The following is a 19351-nucleotide window of genomic DNA, read 5'->3' as shown; positions in this document are numbered from 1 at the left end:
CGTGAGATTCAAATGTTGGAGAAGCAGCCTTGCGGCTGCGCTCCTTTCACTCCCCACCCTGAAGGACGGGTTTTTTCGGAGCAAATCTGATGAACGAACGCCATCATCCACATTGGCCACCGCAAGTGCCGTTGCATCTGACGCTGCCGCAGACCAACATTTTCTACAACGCCGAAGTCTCGGCGGCGCGTTTTCCCGACAAGCCGTTTATTGTCTTTTACGACACTGCGGTTTCGTTCGCCGAGTTCAAGGACGAAGCCGAGCGGATCGCGGGCTTCCTGCAGCACGAGTGCCACGTGAAGGCGGGCGACCGCGTGCTGCTCTATATGCAAAACAGTCCGCAATGGATCATCGCTTACTACGGCATTCTGCGGGCGAACGCGGTCGTGGTGCCGGTCAATCCGATGAACATGGGCGCCGAGCTGGCGCACTACGTCGAGGACAGCGGCGCGACCACGATCATCGCGCCGCAGTGCCTGTTCGCGAACGTCGAGCCGCTGATCGGCAACGGGCCAGGGCAGGGACTCGAACACGTGATTGTCGCGACGTATAGCGATTATCTGAAGCGGCCGTCGCCGTTTGCCGTGCCCGAGTTCGTCGCCGCGCCGCGCAAGACCTTCGACGTCGACGGCGTCACGTCCTGGCAAGCCGTGCTGGAGCGTCGCATCGCGCCCGGCCCGCTGACCACCGGCGCCGACGATCTGTGCGTGATGCCCTACACGTCCGGCACCACCGGCAAGCCGAAGGGCTGCATGCACACGCATCGCAGCGTGATGAGCACGCTGCTCGGCGGCTGCGTATGGTTCGGATCGCAGTCGGACGGCGTCCATCTTTCCGTGCTGCCATTTTTTCACGTCACCGGCATGCAGGGCGGCATGAACAGCGCGGTCTTTTCCGGCGCGACGATCGTCGTGCTGCCGCGCTGGGATCGCGACGCGGCCGCGCTATGCATGCAGAAATATCGCGTCACCGCATGGCAGTCGATCTCGACGATGATGGTCGATTTTCTGTCGAATCCGCGCCTCGCCGAATACGATCTGTCGAGTCTGTCCGGTACGCGCGGCGGCGGCGCGGCGATGCCGGACGCGATCGCCAGAAAGCTCAAGGCGCTGACCGGGCTCGATTATGTCGAGGGCTATGGCATGTCGGAGACGATCGCCGGCACGCACATCAATCCGCCGCATCGTCCGAAACCGCAGTGTCTGGGCATTCCCGTGTTCGACGTGGACTCGCGCGTGATCGATCCGATCACGTTGCAGGAACTGCCGCAAGGCGAAACGGGCGAGATCGTCGTCAACGCGCCGCAGGTGATGCAAGGCTACTGGCGCAATCCGAAGGCAACCGAAGAAGCGTTCATCGAACTCGACGGCAAACGCTTTCTGCGTACCGGCGACCTCGGGCATATCGACGAGGACGGTTATTTCTTCATGACCGACCGCCTCAAACGGATGATCAACGCTTCCGGCTACAAGGTCTGGCCGGCCGAGGTCGAGGCGCTGATGTACCGGCACCCGGCGATTCACGAAGTGTGCGTGATCGGCGTGAAGGACGAGAAGCGCGGCGAGACCGTCAAGGCGCTGGTGGTGCCCGACGCCGCGCATGCGGGGACCATCAGCGCGCAGGAAATCATCGACTGGGCGCGTGAGCAAATGGCCGCGTACAAAGCGCCGCGCATCGTCGAGTTCGTCGCGTCGCTGCCGAAGTCGGGCAGCGGCAAGATTCTGTGGCGCAAATTGCAGGAAGAGGATGCGGCGCGCACGGCAGCTGCTAGTCGCGGCAATCAAGGCGACGCGGGCAACGGTAGCGGCAACGGCGGCGGAGGCGCGGCGCGATGACATGGCTCGATACCTTGCTCGACGAACCGTTCGTCTGCATCACCGACATGCTGCGCCGCTTCGCCAAAGAGCGCGGCGAGCATCCGGCGTTGATCTGCGGCGGCGAAGTGGTCACCTACGCGGCGCTCGATGCGCGCGTCGACCGCTTCGCAGCGGCGTTGCAGCGCGATGGCATCCAGCCGCGCGACGCGATCGCGTTGTGCGCGGCCGCTTCGGTGAACTACGTGGTGGCGTTTCTCGGCGGCTTGCGCGCGGGGGCGGCAGTCGCGCCACTTGCACCTTCGTCGAGCGCGGCGAGTCTGGTCAGCATGATCGGCAACTCGGGCGCGCGGCTACTGTTCATCGACGCCGAGGTCAAGCGTCTGCTCGAACCGGTCGCCGTTGAAATCGGCGCGGTGCGGGTCGCGCTCGACGGCCACCCTGGCAGCCTGGCGCTCGACCCATGGCTTGCACCCGATGGCGCAACGCCCGCTGCGGTGACGATCGATCCGGCGTGGCCGTTCAACATCATCTATTCGTCCGGGACCACTGGAACGCCGAAGGGCATCGTGCAATCGCACGGCATGCGCTGGGCCTACGCGGTGCGCAGTATCCAGCGCGGCTACGGACCCGATGCGACGACGCTGATCTCCACACCGCTGTATTCGAACACCACGCTCGTGAGCTTCATGCCGACGCTGACCTTCGGCGGCACCGTCGTGCTGATGCCGAAGTTCGAGACCACGCGCTATCTGGAACTGGCGCAGCAGCACCGCGTCACGCACACGATGCTCGTGCCGATCCAGTATCAGCGGCTGATGGCGCATCCGGATTTCGACCGCTACGACCTGTCCAGTTTCCAGGCGAAGTTCTGCACCAGCGCGCCGTTTGCGGCCAGCATCAAGGCGGAGGTGGTGCGCCGCTGGCCCGGCAGGCTCACCGAGTACTACGGGATGACCGAAGGCGGCGGCTCGTGCCAGTTGGAGGCCGACGAATGGCCGGCCAAGCTGCATACGGTCGGCCGGCCGATGGAAGGGCACGACATCCGCCTGATCGACGAACTCGGCAACGAGGTGCGGCCCGGCGAGGTGGGCGAGGTCGTCGGCCACTCGCCGGCGATGATGACCGGCTACTACCGGCAGCCCGACAAGACGGCGGAAGCGGAGTGGTACGACCCGGGCGGCAAGCGCTTCATTCGCACGGGCGACATGGGCCGCTTCGACGAGGACGGCTTTTTGACGCTGCTCGACCGCAAGAAGGACATGATCATCTCGGGGGGCTTCAACGTGTATCCGAGCGATCTCGAAGCGGAATTGCGCCAGCATCCGGACGTCGCGGATGTGGCGGTGATCGGCGCGCCATCGGAACAATGGGGCGAGACGCCGGTTGCCTTCGTGGTGCGCCGTCCGCACGCGCGGATCGACGAGCCAACGCTGCTCGCCTGGGTCAACGCGCGGCTCGGCAAGATGCAGCGCCTCTGCGCGCTGAGCTTTGTCGACGGTTTGCCGCGCAGTCCGATCGGCAAGGTGTTGAAGCGGGAATTGCGCGAGCGGTTCTATCCCGCCGCGCGCTAGCCGTACTTGTCGCACCAGGCGCGCTGGTGCAAATCACTAGCGCGCAATCGCAAGAAAAACCGACACCAACCTAAGCATAGGGACAACGCATGGACAATTTTGCAGGCAAGGTCGCGGTGATCACCGGCGCGGGCTCCGGCTTCGGGCGCGAGTTCGCGAGGCTCGGCACGAAGCTCGGCATGCGGCTCGTGCTGGCCGACGTGCAGCAGGACGCGCTCGACCAAACCTTCGCCGAGGTCGAGGCGGCCGGCGGCCAGGCGATCGCGCGCCGCGTGGACGTCGCGAAGGGCGACGAGGTCGACGCACTGGCGCGCGCCACGCTCGACGCGTTCGGCAGCATGCATCTGGTGTTCAACAACGCGGGCGTGGGCGGCAGCGGCGGCCTCGTATGGGAGAATTCCGAGCACGACTGGCAATGGCTGCTGGGCGTCAATCTGTGGGGCGTGATTCACGGCGTGCGCGCGTTCACGCCGTTGATGCTGGAGGCCGCGAAACGCGATGGCGGGTATCGCGGGCATATCGTCAATACGGCGTCGATGGCGGGTCTGCTCAATCCGCCGATGATGGGACCGTACAACGTGTCGAAGCACGCGGTGGTGTCGCTGACGGAATCGCTGTATCAGGATCTTTCGCTGGTCACGCAGCAGGTGGCGTGCTCGGTTCTGTGTCCGTACTTCGTGCCGACCGGGATTGCCCACGCGCATCGCAACCGCCCGTCGGAACTCGCCAACGACACGCCGCCGACCTTGTCGCAACGCGTATCGCGCGCCCTCAGCGAGAAGGCGGTGAGTTCGGGGAAGATCAGCGCCGAGGAAGTCGCGGCAATGGTGTTCGACGCGATTCGCGCGGAGCAGTTTTATATCTTCTCGCATCCGCACGCGCTGGGTGCGGTGAAGACGCGTGCGGAAGATGTCGTGACGGCACGCAATCCGAGTGATCCGTTTGCTGAGCGGCCGCAAGTGCGTGAGCAGATTGTCGAGGCGTTGAGGGGGTGAGGGGCCTTCAATAAAAACGGCGCCGTGACCACCACGGCGCCTGTCTCACATCCCACCCAAAACCTCACTTCGCCGCAGTCAACGAACTTAACGCCGCCTGCTTCAACTGCCCACCCTGAATCACCGCCGCAAGCGGATTGTCGATCACGAAACCCCCGTGGTCATCGACACCCGTCACGCTTTGCGGATTGTTCTGCGGCGGCAGCGCCTTCACGGCCTTGTCGAACTGATTGCGGATCGCGGTCGCGTCATTGACGCTGCTGGCCAGTTTCATCGCGAGCGCGGTCGCGTAGACGGCGGTGTAGTTCAGCGCCACTTCCTGGCTCGGATCGCGCCCACCGTGAGTCTTGCGGAACCGTTCGACGAAGGCCTTCGCGTTCGGCGTCTGATCGTCGGCGAGCGGCAGCACCCCGATCGCGCCGTTCAGCGGCGCGTAGCCGCTCGTCACCTTGGCCACCTCATCGAGCTTGGCCTGATCCATCACGATGAAGCCGCCCTTGAAGCCCAGTTCGCGTGCCTGCTGCGCGACCAGACCGGTCGGCTCGGACGGTCCGCCGATGAACAGCACGTCCGGTTTGGCCGCGAGCACGCGGCTCACGCCGCTGTAGAAATCGGTTGCGCGGTTATACGACATCGCGTTGTCCGCGACGATCGTGCCGCCGGCAGCCTCCCATGCAGGCTTGAACGCGGCGACCCAAACCTTGCCGTAGTCGGTGTCGGTGGCGGCCAGCGCGACCTTCTTGCCGTAGGTCGCCATCTCATACTTGATGAACGAGTTCAGATACGACGTGAACGCAGGCGGAATGCGCACGGTCAGCTTGTTACCGCGTTCGCTGATCTGCGGGACGCTGGTGTACGACAGCAACAACAGCTTCTGCTGCTCGTTGCTGGTCTGCACCGCGAAGCCGCCGCCCGAATGCGGCACGAGCACCACTGCGGCCTGCTGTTCCTGCGCGAGACGCCGCGCGTTGATCGCGGTTTCGCTGGGGTTGTACTTGTCGTCGAGCGGCACGATCTCGAACTTGACCTTCTTGCCGGCCACCTCGATGCCCGCCTGATTGACATCGGCTGCGGCCATCTGCATGCCGTCGAGCACTTCCTGGCCGTACTTCGCGGCGCCTCCGCTCAACGGGCCCGAGAAGCCGATGTGCACCACCTGCTGCGCCATCGCGGCGCCCGCACTCATCAGCGCGGTCGTAGCGACGGCCGCAACCAGTCCGGCGCGAGCGCGCAAGCGTTTGATCGTCATAGGTGTCTCCTTGGGAAGGTTCGAATGCTGGAATGCGCCACGCTCACCGCGCGCGGCAATACGTCGAATGCCTCGAATGCGTCAGCCGCCGACGTACGCGCGCCGGATCGCTTCGTTGTTCATCAGGCTCGCCTGATCGCCTTCGAGCACGATGCGGCCGTTCTCGATCACATACGCGCGGTGCGCGATCTTCAGCGCCGCGAACGCGTTCTGTTCGGCGAGCAGCACGGTCGTGCCCGCGCGGTTGATCTGCTGGATCACGTCGAACACCTGCTTGACCACCAGCGGCGCGAGTCCGAGCGACGGCTCGTCGAGCAGCAGCACCTTGGGCCGCGCCATCATCGCGCGGCCGATCGCGACCATCTGCTGCTGGCCGCCGGACAGCGACCCGGCCGCATGGTCCTTGCGCTCGGCGAGCAGCGGGAACAGCGCGAACACCTGGTCGAGATTGCGCTGATTGCCGGCCTTGTCGCCGCGATGCACGTAAGCGCCGAGCGTGAGGTTCTTCAGCACCGACATGCCGGGGAAGAGCTTGCGTCCCTCGGGGCACTGAATCACGCCGTTACGGACGATCTGTGCGGGCGTCATGCCGAGCAGTTCGCGATTGCCGAAGCGCAGGCTGCCGCCCGCCGTGCGGCGCAAGCCGCTCGTCGCCAGAAAGATCGAGCTTTTGCCCGCGCCGTTGGCGCCGAGCAGCACGACCAGCTCGCCGTCGGCGGCGTGCAGATCGATGCCGTCCAGCGCACGAAAACTGCCGTAGTCGAGCGACACGTTGTCAAACTTCAGCATGCTCGCTCCCCAGGTAAGCGTCGATCACGGCCGGGTTCGCGCGAATCTCGGCGGGCGCGCCCTCGGCGATTTTCTTGCCGTAGTTCAGCACCATGATGCGGTCCGCCAGCTTCATGATCATGTTCATCTTGTGTTCGACGAGGCACACGGTCACGCCGTGTTTCACGAGCTTGCGGATCAGCTCGGCGAGGCCTTCGGTCTCTTCGGGATTCACGCCGCCGGCCGGCTCATCCAGCAGCATCAGGCTCGGCCCGGTGGCGAGCGCGAGCGCGACAGCCGCGCGTTTGCGCTCTTCCTGCGAGATGTCGCCGGCCATCCTTGTAGCGATTGCGGACAGGCCGACGAAGTCGAGCGCCTCGCGCGCCTTGTCGCGGCACACACGTTCCTCGTGCTTCAGACGCTGCGAATGCGTGAGCACGTCCCACAGCCCCGAGCGCGTGCGCAGACGATGGCCGACGATCAAATTGTCCAGCACGCTGGCCCGGTCGAACAGCGCGGTGGACTGGAACGTACGCGCGACGCCGAGACGCGCCATCTGGTCGGCGCCGAGCTTCGTCACATCCTGGCCTTTGAAGCGGATGCGGCCCGAGGTCGGCAGATGCGTGCCGCTGATCAGATTGAAGAAGGTGGTCTTGCCCGCGCCGTTCGGTCCGATGATCGCGTTGATCTTGCCGGCTTCGATGTGCGTGCTGACGTCGTCGACCGCGACGAGGCCGCCGAAGCGTTTGCTGAGCGAATCGATTTCAAGCATGACCGTCGCCTCCGGTGGGTTGCGGCCGGCGCGCGGCCATGCCGCCCGCGGGCGCCGCACGATGCGCGCGCCGGACCTTGCGCGCCTGATACAGGCCGACGATCCCGTTGGGCAAGAAGATCACCAGCACGATGAGGATCGGCCCGAACACCACGAAGCGGTACTCCTGCAAAAACTGCAGATACTGCGTGAGCCACGGGATGATCAACGCGCCGAGCAACGGACCGGCGAGCGTGCCGATGCCGCCCACCAGCATGTACATGGTCATGTCGAACGTGTGTTCGACGCCTGCCAGATCCGGGCCGAGAAAGCGCACGGCTCCCGCATACAGCCCGCCCGCGAGCCCTGCATAGACGACCGACAGCACGAAGGCCAGCACCTTGTTGCGCATCAGGTTGATGCCGAGCGATTGCGCGAGTCCGTCGCTATTGCGGATCGCCATGAAGGTGCGGCCGAGCAGCGAGTCGACGATGCGATGCATCAGCCACACGCCGAGCACGAGGAACGCGAACACCAGGTAATAGAGCGCGCGCGGATTCTCGAACGACACGAGCCCGAAACCCGATGGCGCCGGAATGCCGATGATGTCCGCCACGCCATGCGTGAGGCCGTCCCACTTCTCGATCACGAGAAACATGATGTAGCCCACGCACAGCGTGAAGATCGAAAAATAGTGACCGCGCAGCCGCAGCGACACGAGGCCGACCAGCGCACCGAGCACCGCGACCACCACGCCCGACGCAATGAACGCGAGCCAGAACGGCACCTGATGATCGACGGTCAGAATGCCGACCGTGTATGCGCCCACCGCCATGAAGCTGCCGTGCGCGAGATTGAACTGCCCGGTATAGCCGGTGATCAGATTCAGTCCGACGGTCGCCAGCGCGAAGATGTACGCGGTGGACATCATGGTGAGCATGTAGTCGTTGGTGGCGACGAACGGAAACACCAGCCCGAGCACGAACAGCAGCGTCCACCCCGGTTTGCCCTCGAGTAATTTCATGATGCGCGCAGTTCCCTGGTGAAGAGCCCCTGAGGACGAACCGACAGAATCACCACCAGCAGCACGAACGCGATGATGTCCTTGTAGTCGGTCGAGATATAGAACGCGCCGAAGCTCTCCGCCATGCCGATGATCAGCCCGCCGACGATCGCGCCCGGCACGCTGCCCATGCCGCCGAGAATGATGATGACGAAGGCCTTCAGGATCACCAGTTGGCCCATGGCCGGATAGACCAGGTTGATCGGCGCGTAGAGCGTGGCGGCCACCGCCGCGAGCAGGCCCGAGATGCCGAAGGTGAGCATGGTCACCCGGTTCGCGTCGATGCCCATCAGCGACGCGCCTTCGCGGTCTTGGGCCATCGCCACGATGCTCGCGCCGATCACCGTGAACTTGAGGAACAGTTGCAACAGTACGACCAGCGCGAACGCCGCGCCGATGATCAAGAGCCGCTGCAACGGCGCGCTCACGTTCCCCAGTTCGACGATGCCCGTATAAGGCGTAGGCATGCGGTGAAAGTCGGCACCCCAGAGCGCTTGCGCGCCGGCTTCGAGAAACAGCAGCAGACCGATCGCGGCGATCATCGGATGCAGTTCGGAAGACTTGCGCAACGGATGGAACACCAGCCGCTCGGCGAGGATGGCGAGCAGCGCGACCGCGAGTCCGGAGCCGATCATCGCCAGCCAGTAGTTGAGGCCGAGCCGGTTCATCAGGTAGAACGACACGAATGCGCCGACCATGTAGAACGCGCCGTGCGCAAAGTTCGGCACCGCGAGAATGCCGTAGACCAGCGTGAGGCCGAGCGCGACGAGGCTGTAGATGCCACCGAGCGTCAACCCGTTGAGGACCTGCTGCAGAAACATATCCACGCTTTGACACCCTCCAGCGAGGCACACGGCGTGAGCACGGCCCCGGCTTCTGGGGGCGCGGCGCGCCTGATTTGCGGACGGGACAACAGCCGCTGTTCGAACCAGACGACGGCTGCCGACGGTTGAAAACACGCCCTGAGGGGGCGCAGACTTTTAAACGCGATGTGCGGTGGTGCGGGATAAATTTGGCACGGGCGTTCACTTTTCGTCAATAGGGTTTTGCATTCGCTTGTTCTGCATTGCAGATTATTAGGGAAGTCACTGACACAGCGGATGACGTGCGTTAGCGGTTTTGATGCGAGTTGCCTCGATGCTTGAAGAGGCGCGCAGGGACTTGCATTCGGCGCGTATCGACGTTTTGCAAAAGGGCTGCGCGACGAGCATGGGCAATGGTGAAAGCATGCTAGCCAATTTCTTTGAACGCATGTCACGGTTCTGCCATGCAGAAGCTCAACGGGCTCGCCGGCTCACGCTTCGCAGCCTGGCGATGCACGCATCACCAGGCTGCAGGCCGCCGCACGCATCACGCGATGCGTGCGGCGGCCCACCACCTGTCTCATGCTCGCCCGCAACTAGAACGTGTGGCGGATGCCGACGTTCGCGCCAGCCGTCGTGCCGGTCGGCAGATTCAGCGCGTTGTTGACCGAGAGTCCGTTGTGCATCGCGCCGTGATTGGTCACGAAACCGACCTGCGCATACGTGATGGTGGCCTTCGACAGCGCATACGTCACCCCGGTCGACGCCAGCACCGAATTGTTCGACGAGTCGTTCCCGTCGCGCGTGACCCACACGCCCGCGTCGACGTTCAGCGCCGGTGTGATCCGATAGCTCGCGCCACCCGAAAACACGCGGCTGTTGAACGAGCCCGCGACCTTGTATTGCACATACGACGCTTTCACCGTCAGGTCGCTGAACGAGTAGCTCGCGCCGAGCGCGCGGCCGTTGAATTCGACCACGCTCGGCACCGGGATCGACGCGGCGCTGCCGCCCGCGTTGCCGCTATAGAGTGCGGCATCGACGGTCAACGGACCGAGGTGGTAGCGCAGGCTCGCCGAGTACTGGCGGCCGGCCTGGAAGTCGCCCGCGGCGCCGCCCAGCGCTAGCAGCGCGCTGGCTTGCAGCCCGGCAATTTCCGGTGAGGTGTACGAAATGCCGTTGGGGTTGAAGAGGCCGGTCACAAAAACGTTGTTCAGATAGGTGACAAGTCCGCTGCCGAAGTACGACATGTCGCGCGGGTCGACGTCGTACACCGCGAGGAAGAACGGCGAGTACTGCAAACCGGCCTTGACCGTGCCGAAGCGGCTTTCCACCCCGACGTTGGCGAGGCGGCCGAACAGATTGCCGTTCGAATTGCCGAGCGCGCCGTTCGCGACGCTGAAGCCGCTTTCGAGCTGGAAGATCGCGCGCATGCCGCCGCCGAGATCTTCGGCGCCGCGCATGCCGAAGCGCGAGCCGGACATGCCGCTGTCGGTGAACGAGTATTGATGGCCGGTGCTCTGGCCGGTCGTGGTGTTCAGCGTTTTATTGGTGTAGAGCAGCGATGCGTCGACGATACCGTATAGCGTGACGCTGCTTTGCGCGTGCGCGCTGTGGGTCGCCCCCAGCGCGCATGCACCCATCAATCCGAGAATGGCTCCAATCCGATTGCGATGACTTGCCGGCATGCTGCGTGTCTCCCTGTTTTTGGATTCGACTTGGCAATCTGTTGCGCGCTGCGGTTTCAATGGACAACAGCGCGCCGTCGCAATCTGATAAGGGCTGCGAAATATCGGCGATGCTGGTTTGTATGTCAGTTGAATGCGCCGCGCGCTCCTGTCTCCCTCAAGCGGCGCTCCAGTGCCGCCGCGCTCGTTGCCTGCTGGTTCGCGCACCGGATGCAGGCGCAATTTGGCACGACCGTTCGTACTGTGTCAACGGGGGTAAATCACGATTCGGACTGCAATGCAGTTCAGAATAGGGAAAACACCTGGCAAACACCTTGGGGCTTAATTATTTGGATAAGCGCTTGTAATCAATGGAATAGTTTGGAAGATCGCGTTTGACAAAGGGGTCGTTGGGTCTTTGATAAGTTCTGCATTGCAGAACTCGCGCCGGGTAGGCCTTGCGCGCCGAATAACAAGGCCGGCCCCGCGACTTGCGCGTTGCAGCTTGCAGTCTGCCGCCACTCTCGCGGCGCTATATCCAATCAAACAGAACGCTCAACGCATTCAGTTGCGCTCGTCCGATTTGGCTGTAAGCTCTTGCCGACGAGCCGGTGTCACGATCGCGCCGCGGCTCGTCGTGGCGAACGAAGATTCGCAGTCAGGCTTCACTGCATTGTCAACTTTTCACAAGGGATATCAGATATGAAGAGCTCTGCCATTAAACGAATCATGCTCGGGGTTTCGGTCGGCGCGCTGGTGGCCGGCAGCATTCCGCTCGCCGCCGCGCAAGACGCAAGCGACGTCTCGGCTTCCCCTGCGGGCAAGACGACGAACACCGCGAAAACGACCAAAGCAGAGCGCAAGGCGGCCCACAAGCAGGCCCGCGCGAAGAATACCGCGGAGCTGAAGAAGCTCGAGGACGCAGGCTATCAGCCGGCCCAGAATGATCCGACTTATCCGGCCAAGCTGCAGCAGGCGGAAAAGAAGGCTGGGGTCGGCGCAGCCGCAAGCCAATAACCGTTGAGCGCGGACGCCCGGCGCGCGGTGATCCGGCGCAGCGCACGCCGGGCGTCTCGAACTGCATGTCGACGAACGCGTCGACATGCGTCTTCGTTTGTCACTGCTGCGGTTATACGGCCTGGCTTTTAGGTCCCGCCTGTCGGCTCCCGCCGTTTTCTGCTCCGCGCGAGCGCCACTTGCTCTAACGCGACATCCGCGGCCGGCCTCGCCGGCGCCCGCCAAACCCTTGTCCCACAACGCCCTCGCCGTGCGCCGACGGTCTGCGCGCCGCCCAGGTGTCGTATTTCCTCATGTGGTTGTCGCAAATAGTCGGCAACCCGCACTTTTTTCTGGCAACTATGTAGGCACAGCGCGGACGCATGTCCGCCCCCCAGCAAATATCTTGCATGGGACCGGAGTAGGCGCTGAAGCGCCAACTCTGGTCGACAAAGGAGAGCATTCGATGGATTCCCCCAAGGTCGTAGTCGAAGGGCTATGCAAGGTGTTCGGCGCCAGCCCGCAACAGGCGCTCGCCATGCTGGCAGCCGGTGCGACGAAAGAGGACGTGTTCGCGCGCACCGGTCAGATCGTCGGCGTGCACAACGTGTCGTTCGAAGTGAAGGAGGGCGAGATCTTCGTGCTGATGGGCCTGTCCGGCTCCGGCAAGTCGACGCTGATTCGCCTGATCAATCGGCTCGTCGAGCCGACCGCCGGCAAGGTGCTGATCGACGGCCGCGATGTGGCGAGCGTGCCGCGCTCGGAATTGACCGCACTGCGCCGCAAGGACATGAGCATGGTGTTCCAGTCTTTCGCGCTGATGCCGCAGCGCACCGTGCTGTCGAACGCGGCCTTCGGGCTCGAAGTGGCGGGCGTCGGCCGCAAGGAGCGCGAAAAGCGCGCGCTCGCCGTGCTCGAACAGGTCGGCCTCGCACCGTTCGCCGAGAAGCTGCCCGCGCAGCTGTCGGGCGGCATGCAGCAGCGCGTGGGCCTCGCGCGGGCGCTCGCGGTCAACCCGTCGCTGATGATCATGGACGAGGCGTTCTCCGCGCTCGATCCGCTCAAGCGCAAGGAAATGCAGAACGTGCTGCTCGATCTGCAACGCGAGCAGCAACGCACCATCCTGTTCGTGTCGCACGATCTGGAGGAGGCGATGCGCATCGGCACGCGCATCGCGATCATGGAAGGCGGCCGGGTGGTGCAGATCGGCACGCCGCAGGAAATCATCACGAATCCCGCCGACGATTACGTGCGCGCGTTCTTCGAAGGCATCGACACCAGCCGCTATCTGACCGCCGGCGATCTGATGCAGACCGACGCCGTGCCGCTGATGCAGCACTCGTCGCGGCTCGACGCATCGAGCGTCGCGGCGACCCTCAACGGCAGCGCCGACTATGCGTTCGTGCTGGACAGCGAGCGCAGGATTCGCGGCTTCGTATGCCGCGATGCGCTGGGCAGCGCGTCGCCGCAGCTCAACCAGATCGAATGCATCCGCCGCAGCACGCCGCTCGACGACGTGGTGGAACGCGTGGTGGCGAGCCGCGCGCCGCTGCCTGTCGTCGAAGCGGACGGTTCCTACTGCGGGTCGGTCAACAAGACGAACGTGCTGCATGTTCTCACGCGCCATCGAGGTTCCCATGTCTGAAGTCATTCCACTTGGCGCCTGGGTCGATCACGGCGTTCACTATCTGCTCAACCACGACGCCAAGGCGTTCGATTCCATCGGCAAGGTCATCGAGAGTTTCGCGGCGATGGTCGAGCACGGTCTGCAAGCTGTGCCGATGTGGGCGCTGATGGCGTTCTTTGTCGGCATCGGCCTGTGGCGGGTGGGCTGGCGCTTCGCGCTGTTCACGCTGCTGGCGCTGCTGCTGATCTACGGCACCGGCTTCTGGGATCAGATGGTGATCACGCTCGGCCTCACGCTCTCGTCGACGCTGATCAGCCTGCTGCTCGGCATCCCGCTCGGCATCTGGACTGCGAAGAGCCGCGCCGTCGAGATGATCGTGCGCCCGGTGCTCGACCTGATGCAGACCATGCCGGCTTTCGTCTACCTGATTCCGGCCGCGATGCTGTTCGGCCTCGGCCGCGTGCCGGGCATCCTGTCGACGGTGATCTTCGCGATGCCGCCTGCCGTGCGCCTCACCTCGCTCGGCATCAAGCACGTGAACCGCGAGATCGTCGAGGCGGGCCAGGCGTTCGGCTGCACGCCGTGGCAGCTGCTCTACAAGGTGCAGTTTCCGAACGCGCTGCCGTCGATCATGACCGGCGTGAACCAGACCATCATGATGGCGCTGTCGATGGTGATCATCGCGTCGATGGTCGGCGCGGGCGGTCTGGGCAACGACGTGCTGGCGAGCATTCAGCGGCTCGATATCGGGCTCGGCTTCGAAAGCGGCCTCTCGGTGGTGATGCTCGCGATCATTCTCGACCGCATCACGGAGAGCTTCGGCCGCGCGCCGGGGATGGCGCGCGCGCCGCTGCTGTCGGGCCTGCGCAGCGTGATGAAGGTGCGCCGCGCGCCGGCCCCGCAGCACGGCTGAGCCGCCAATGAAGCGCGACGCGCTCACACCAGCCGGGCCCCAGACCGATGCACCGTTGTCCGGGCCCGCGCACTTCGGCTTTCTGACGTTGCCGAACTTTTCGATGATCGCGTTCACCAGCGCGGTCGAGGTGCTGCGCATGGCCAACTACGTGGGCCGCGCGCAGCACTACAGCTGGTCGGTCATCACGCCGGACGGCGAGCCGGCGCGCGCGAGCAACGGCATCACCGTGAAGCCGACCACGACGCTCGCCGAAGCCGGCATGCCGGATGTGCTGTTCGTCTGCGCCGGCTGGCACGTGCGCGATCACGTCGACGAGACGATCATCGCGTTGTTGCGCGAGGTGGCCGCGCAGGGCATCCCGCTTGGCGGCATCTGCACGGGACCGTATGCGCTGCTGGCCGCGGGCCTGCTCGACGGCTATCGCGCGACCGTGCATTGGGAGGACATGTCGCCGTTGCATCAGCGCTATCCGCACGTGCGTTTCGCCGACGAACTGTTCGTGATCGACCGTGACCGGATGACCTGCACGGGCGGCACCGCGCCGCTCGATCTGATGCTGAACCTGGTCGGCCAGCGGCTCGGGCCCGCGGTGGCGGCGCAGGTGTCCGAGCAGTTCGTCGTCGAGCGGATTCGCGGCTCGACCGACTATCAGCACATTCCCGTCGACGCGCGGGTCGGCTTCTCGCGCGCGGAGTTGATCGAAGTGGTGCGGCTGATGGAAGCGAACATCGAGGAGCCGTTATCGCTCGACGAACTCGCGCGGCTCGTGCAGTTGTCGCAACGTCACTTGCAGCGCATGTTCAAGATGTTCCTGAGCGTGTCGCCCACGCACTACTATCTGACGCTGCGTTTGCGGCGCGCGCGCGAGTTGCTGCGCAACACGGATGCGTCGATTGCGCGGGTGACGGCCGTGTGCGGCTTTCATTCGCCGTGTCATTTCAGCAAGGCTTATCGCGCGCAGTTCGGGCATGCGCCGAGTGTGGAGCGGCGCTTGTCGGCGTGAGGCGAGGCAATGATCGAGCGCCTCAGATTGCCTGCGCGCGCCCCGGAAAAGTTTCGTCGTAACCCGAGCCGTCGTCCGTCTGTGCCGCCGTGCCGCGCTGCTCTCGATACATGACGGGCGGCAAGCCGAACTGCTTGCGGAATTCGCGGCCCAGATGCGACGCGTCGGAAAAGCCGCAACTCGATGCGATGTCCGCAACCGTCTTGTCCGAACTCGTCAGCAGCCACGCGGCGGTGCGCAAGCGCACCTGCTTCGCGTAGGCCTGCGGCGCCTTGCCGGTTTGCGCCTTGAAGAGACGCTCGAGCTGGCGCGGCGACAGGTCGAGCTTGCGCGCCAGTTCGTCGAGCGGTAGCGCGCGGCCCACGTGCTGCTCCATCAGCAGGATCGCGCGCTTGACCTTCGGATGGGCGGCGGGCGCGAGGCCAGGCGGATGCGGTTGCGGCGCATTGCCTTTCTGCATGTCGTCGACCAGCAGGATGCGCAGCGCCTTCTGCACGGTGGCGGTTTCGAAGTGACGCAGCAGGATCGCCGCCGCCACGTCGATCGACGCCCGTCCGCCGGAACACGTGATGCGCCGCCGGTCGATCACGAACAGCCGGTCCGCGACCAGCGCTTCCTCGTTCACCGACGGAAAGCGCTCGATGAAGTCCCAGTAGTGAAACCAGCTCACGCAGATGCGATGGCCGTCGAGCACGCCCGCGCGCATCAGCGAGAACACGCCGGTGCACATGCCGACCAGGGTCGCGTCGGTGGCGGCGGCGCGGCGGATGAACGCGAGCGTCGCGTCGCTCGCGGCGGGCCCCGAATGCAGCAGGCCGCCGACCACCACCACGTAGTCGAACGGCTCGGCTTTGTCGAACGTCTCCCACGGCGTGATCTGGATGCCGCAACTCGCGCGCACCGGTGCGAGGGTTTCCCCTAGCACGCTCCACGAACAGCGCACCGGCTTGCTGAAGTCGCCTTCGTCGGCGGACAGGCGCAACAGGTCGACGAAGCCGGAAAACGCCGTCAGCGTGAAGTTCGGCAGCAGGATGATGCCGAAGCGGATGCGTTGCTTCGCGGCGCCATCGACGGATTGAGGGGGAAGCGGTTCAGCGGAATTCATGCAGGCGACCGGCAAGGAAAGGGTGGAGTCGGGCATGGCGGCGGGTTGAGACAGCGCTCGAACGCAGAGCGGGCGCGTGGCAGCTTGCCATGTCCATTCAGTGACGCCAACGCTGCCGTTGCCAGGCCAGCATCGCGAGCCTCGAGACCAACGCCTGTCGCCAATGCGTCAGAAGTCATCGCAAATGCGCCGCCACGCTTGGCCGGTGGCCCGCTTGACGCCACTATCCCACTGTCATGCCGTTTTTATTCTAGCGATTCAAAGCGGCGTGCGGTGCAATAGCGACACATTCACTTGATGCACCTACGCACAAGGCACCCCATGAACGTCAGCGTCTTCGATCTGTTCAAGATCGGCATCGGTCCTTCCAGCTCGCACACGGTCGGGCCGATGATCGCCGCCTGCCGCTTCGCCTCGCATATCGAAGACGCGAACCTGCTCGGCTTCGTGCGGCGCGTGAAGGTCGATCTGTTCGGCTCGCTCGGCGCGACCGGCAAAGGGCACGGTACCGACAAGGCGATTTTGCTCGGACTCGAAGGCAATCTGCCCGATCTGATCGACCCGGACCTGATCGAGCCGCGCTTGCGCTCGATCCGCGAGACCAAGCAACTGGTGTTGCTCGGCAAGCATGCGATCGGCTTCGACGAGCGCGAGCACCTTGGCTTCTTCCGCAAGCTGATGCCGGGTGCGCCGGGCTCGGGCATCGTGCATCCGAACGGGATGCGCTTTCAGGCGTTCGACGAACACGGCCAGTTGCTGGTGGAGAAAGAGTATTACTCGATCGGCGGCGGCTTCGTGGTCAACCGCGAAGGCGATCGCGTGAACGGCCTGCGTGCCGGCGCGCAGGTGCCGTATCCGTTTCGCACCGGCGCCGACCTGATGCGGGTGTGCCGCGAAACCGGCCTGTCGATCGCGCAGGTGACACTGCGCAACGAATGCGCGACGCGCACCGAGCCCGAAGTGCGCGAAGCCCTGCTGGCAATCTGGCGCGTGATGGCCGCCTGCGTCGAGCGCGGCTGCACGGTGCACGGCGAGTTGCCCGGCCCGATGCACGTGAAGCGCCGCGCCGCCGATCTGTGCGCGCAACTGCGCACGCGCTCGGAAGAGTCGCTGCGCGACCCGTTGTCGATGCTCGACTGGGTCAACCTGTACGCGATGGCCGCGAACGAAGAAAACGCCGCCGGCGGCCGCGTGGTGACCGCGCCGACCAACGGCGCAGCCGGTGTGATTCCGGCGGTGCTGCATTACTACGTGAAGTTCATGCATGCGTCGAGCGACGCGGGCATCGTCGACTTTCTGCTGACCGCCGCCGCGATCGGCGTCATCTACAAGGAAACCGCTTCGATCTCCGGCGCCGAAGTGGGCTGCCAGGGCGAGGTGGGCGTGGCCTGCTCGATGGCCGCCGCGGCGCTCGCCGCCGTGATGGGCGGCACGCCCGCCCAGGTGGAGAACGCCGCCGAAATCGGCATGGAGCACAACCTCGGCATGACCTGCGATCCGGTCGGCGGACTCGTGCAGATTCCGTGCATCGAGCGCAACGCGATGGGCGCGATCAAGGCGCTGAACGCGGCGCGCATGGCGATGAAGGGCGACGGCCAGCACTACGTGTCGCTCGACAACGTGATCAAGACGATGCGCGAAACCGGCGCCGACATGAAGACGAAATACAAGGAGACGTCGCGCGGCGGGTTGGCCGTGAACGTCATCGAGTGTTGAAAGAGACCGCATTGAGACAAGGACCGACGATGAGCCGCTATTCGATATTCAGCCTGTTGCGCAACGGGATGTCGTATCACGAGAACTGGGAGCGACAGTGGAAAAGCCCCGAGCCCAAACGTGAATACGATGTCGTGATCGTCGGCGGCGGCGGGCATGGTCTCGCCACCGCGTACTACCTCGCGAAAGAGCATGGCGTGCGCAATGTCGCCGTGCTGGAGAAGGGCTGGATCGGCGGCGGCAACACGGCGCGCAATACGACGATCGTGCGCTCGAACTACCTGTGGGACGAATCAGCCGCGCTATACGAAAAGGCGATGAAGCTGTGGGAAGGGCTCTCGCAGGATCTGAACTACAACGTGATGTTCAGCCAGCGCGGCGTGATGAATCTCGCGCACACGTTGCAGGATGTGCGCGACACCGAGCGCCGCGTGAACGCGAACCGTCTGAACGGCGTGGACGCGGAGTTCCTCACGCCCGCGCAGATCAAGGAGATCGAACCGACGATCAATCTGAACAGCCGCTATCCGGTGCTCGGCGCATCGATCCAGCGGCGCGGCGGCGTGGCCCGGCACGATGCGGTGGCCTGGGGTTTCGCGCGCGGCGCGGACCAGGCGGGTGTCGACATCGTGCAGAACTGCCAGGTGACCGGGATTCGCCGCAATGGCAGTCAGGTAGTCGGCGTGGAGACCACGAAGGGTTTCATCAAGGCGAAGAAAGTCGCGGTGGTCGCGGCGGGCAACACCTCGACGCTTGCCGACATGGCCGGCGTGCGGCTGCCGCTGGAGAGCCATCCGTTGCAGGCGCTCGTGTCCGAGCCGATCAAGCCGGTCGTCAATACGGTGGTGATGTCGAACGCGGTGCATGCGTATATCAGCCAGTCGGACAAGGGCGATCTGGTGATCGGCGCGGGCGTCGATCAGTACACGGGCTTCGGGCAGCGCGGCAGTTTCCACATCATCGAAGGCACGCTCGAAGCGATCGTCGAAATGTTTCCGGTGTTCTCGCGGGTGCGGATGAACAGGCAGTGGGGCGGCATCGTCGATGTCTCGCCGGATGCGTGCCCGATCATCAGCAAGACCGATGTGAAGGGGCTCTACTTCAATTGCGGCTGGGGCACGGGTGGCTTCAAGGCGACGCCGGGTTCGGGCTGGGTCTATGCGCACACCATCGCGAGGGATGAGCCGCATCCGCTGAACGCGCCGTTCTCGCTGGAGCGTTTCTATACCGGCCACCTGATCGACGAGCACGGCGCGGCTGCCGTTGCGCACTAATGTTGTACATGGGACCAGAGTCAGTGTTGA

The 19351-nt window shown here is 64.5% G+C and carries 16 protein-coding genes; 9 read left to right on the top strand and 7 right to left on the bottom strand.

Annotated features, from left to right (window positions below; all coding sequences use genetic code 11):
* The first annotated feature begins 89 nt into the window (after window positions 1-89).
* The 3 genes from FVF58_RS22825 (at window position 90) to FVF58_RS22815 (ending at window position 4383) form a co-directional block, all read left to right on the top strand.
* Window positions 90-1835, top strand: coding sequence for a long-chain fatty acid--CoA ligase (locus FVF58_RS22825; protein ID WP_149672113.1), 1746 nt, complete (start codon window positions 90-92; stop codon window positions 1833-1835).
* A complete protein-coding gene (locus FVF58_RS22820; RefSeq protein WP_149672112.1) occupies window positions 1832-3388 on the top strand; it encodes a class I adenylate-forming enzyme family protein in 1557 nt (518 codons plus the stop codon). Before FVF58_RS22825 ends, FVF58_RS22820 begins: the two co-directional genes overlap by 4 nt.
* 89 nt (window positions 3389-3477) lie before the next feature.
* Entirely contained in the window at window positions 3478-4383 is a 906-nt protein-coding gene (locus tag FVF58_RS22815; RefSeq protein ID WP_149672111.1) for an SDR family oxidoreductase, read from the top strand.
* Window positions 4384-4447: 64 nt separating this feature from the next.
* Here FVF58_RS22815 and FVF58_RS22810 read toward each other — a convergent pair whose 3' ends face one another.
* From FVF58_RS22810 to FVF58_RS22785, 6 genes are all read right to left on the bottom strand, one after another.
* Window positions 4448-5632, bottom strand: coding sequence for an ABC transporter substrate-binding protein (locus tag FVF58_RS22810; RefSeq protein ID WP_149672110.1), 1185 nt, complete (start codon window positions 5630-5632; stop codon window positions 4448-4450).
* 81 nt (window positions 5633-5713) lie between these two features.
* Entirely contained in the window at window positions 5714-6421 is a 708-nt protein-coding gene (locus FVF58_RS22805) for an ABC transporter ATP-binding protein (RefSeq protein WP_149672109.1), read from the bottom strand.
* Window positions 6408-7172 (bottom strand): ABC transporter ATP-binding protein, encoded by a 765-nt coding sequence (locus FVF58_RS22800; RefSeq protein ID WP_149672108.1) that lies wholly within the window; start codon window positions 7170-7172, stop codon window positions 6408-6410. Before FVF58_RS22800 ends, FVF58_RS22805 begins: the two co-directional genes overlap by 14 nt.
* Window positions 7165-8175, bottom strand: a complete 1011-nt coding sequence (locus FVF58_RS22795; RefSeq protein ID WP_149672107.1) for a branched-chain amino acid ABC transporter permease — start codon at window positions 8173-8175, stop codon at window positions 7165-7167. The genes FVF58_RS22800 and FVF58_RS22795 overlap by 8 nt, the downstream gene beginning before the upstream one ends.
* A complete protein-coding gene (locus tag FVF58_RS22790; protein WP_425468962.1) occupies window positions 8172-9035 on the bottom strand; it encodes a branched-chain amino acid ABC transporter permease in 864 nt (287 codons plus the stop codon). Before FVF58_RS22790 ends, FVF58_RS22795 begins: the two co-directional genes overlap by 4 nt.
* 578 nt (window positions 9036-9613) lie before the next feature.
* Window positions 9614-10705, bottom strand: a complete 1092-nt coding sequence (locus tag FVF58_RS22785) for a porin (RefSeq protein WP_425468960.1) — start codon at window positions 10703-10705, stop codon at window positions 9614-9616.
* A gap of 681 nt (window positions 10706-11386) precedes the next feature.
* On the opposite strand from FVF58_RS22785, the gene FVF58_RS22780 reads away from it, so the two are divergent.
* From FVF58_RS22780 to FVF58_RS22765, 4 genes are all read left to right on the top strand, one after another.
* A complete protein-coding gene (locus FVF58_RS22780) occupies window positions 11387-11701 on the top strand; it encodes a hypothetical protein (RefSeq protein WP_188130900.1) in 315 nt (104 codons plus the stop codon).
* Window positions 11702-12146: 445 nt separating this feature from the next.
* Window positions 12147-13325 carry a quaternary amine ABC transporter ATP-binding protein gene (locus FVF58_RS22775; RefSeq protein WP_149672105.1) on the top strand — a complete coding sequence of 393 codons (1179 nt, stop codon included), beginning with the start codon at window positions 12147-12149 and terminating at the stop codon, window positions 13323-13325.
* The gene (choW, locus tag FVF58_RS22770) at window positions 13318-14220 is read left to right on the top strand and encodes a choline ABC transporter permease subunit (protein WP_149672104.1); all 903 of its coding nucleotides are present in this window, start codon (window positions 13318-13320) and stop codon (window positions 14218-14220) included. The genes FVF58_RS22775 and choW overlap by 8 nt, the downstream gene beginning before the upstream one ends.
* A gap of 7 nt (window positions 14221-14227) precedes the next feature.
* Entirely contained in the window at window positions 14228-15226 is a 999-nt protein-coding gene (locus FVF58_RS22765) for a GlxA family transcriptional regulator (RefSeq protein ID WP_149672103.1), read from the top strand.
* Between the two features lie 22 nt (window positions 15227-15248).
* On the opposite strand, the gene FVF58_RS22760 is transcribed toward FVF58_RS22765, so the two are convergent.
* Window positions 15249-16331, bottom strand: coding sequence for a GlxA family transcriptional regulator (locus FVF58_RS22760; RefSeq protein ID WP_149672102.1), 1083 nt, complete (start codon window positions 16329-16331; stop codon window positions 15249-15251).
* A gap of 321 nt (window positions 16332-16652) precedes the next feature.
* On the opposite strand from FVF58_RS22760, the gene FVF58_RS22755 reads away from it, so the two are divergent.
* On the top strand, window positions 16653-18047 hold the full coding sequence (locus tag FVF58_RS22755) for an L-serine ammonia-lyase (protein ID WP_149672101.1): 1395 nt from the start codon (window positions 16653-16655) through the stop codon (window positions 18045-18047).
* Between the two features lie 29 nt (window positions 18048-18076).
* Entirely contained in the window at window positions 18077-19321 is a 1245-nt protein-coding gene (locus tag FVF58_RS22750) for a sarcosine oxidase subunit beta family protein (RefSeq protein WP_149672100.1), read from the top strand.
* Window positions 19322-19351 lie beyond the last annotated feature (30 nt).

It is taken from the genome of Paraburkholderia panacisoli, assembly GCF_008369935.1.
GTDB lineage: Bacteria > Pseudomonadota > Gammaproteobacteria > Burkholderiales > Burkholderiaceae > Paraburkholderia > Paraburkholderia panacisoli.
This window is presented reverse-complemented; position numbering and strand designations above follow the sequence as displayed.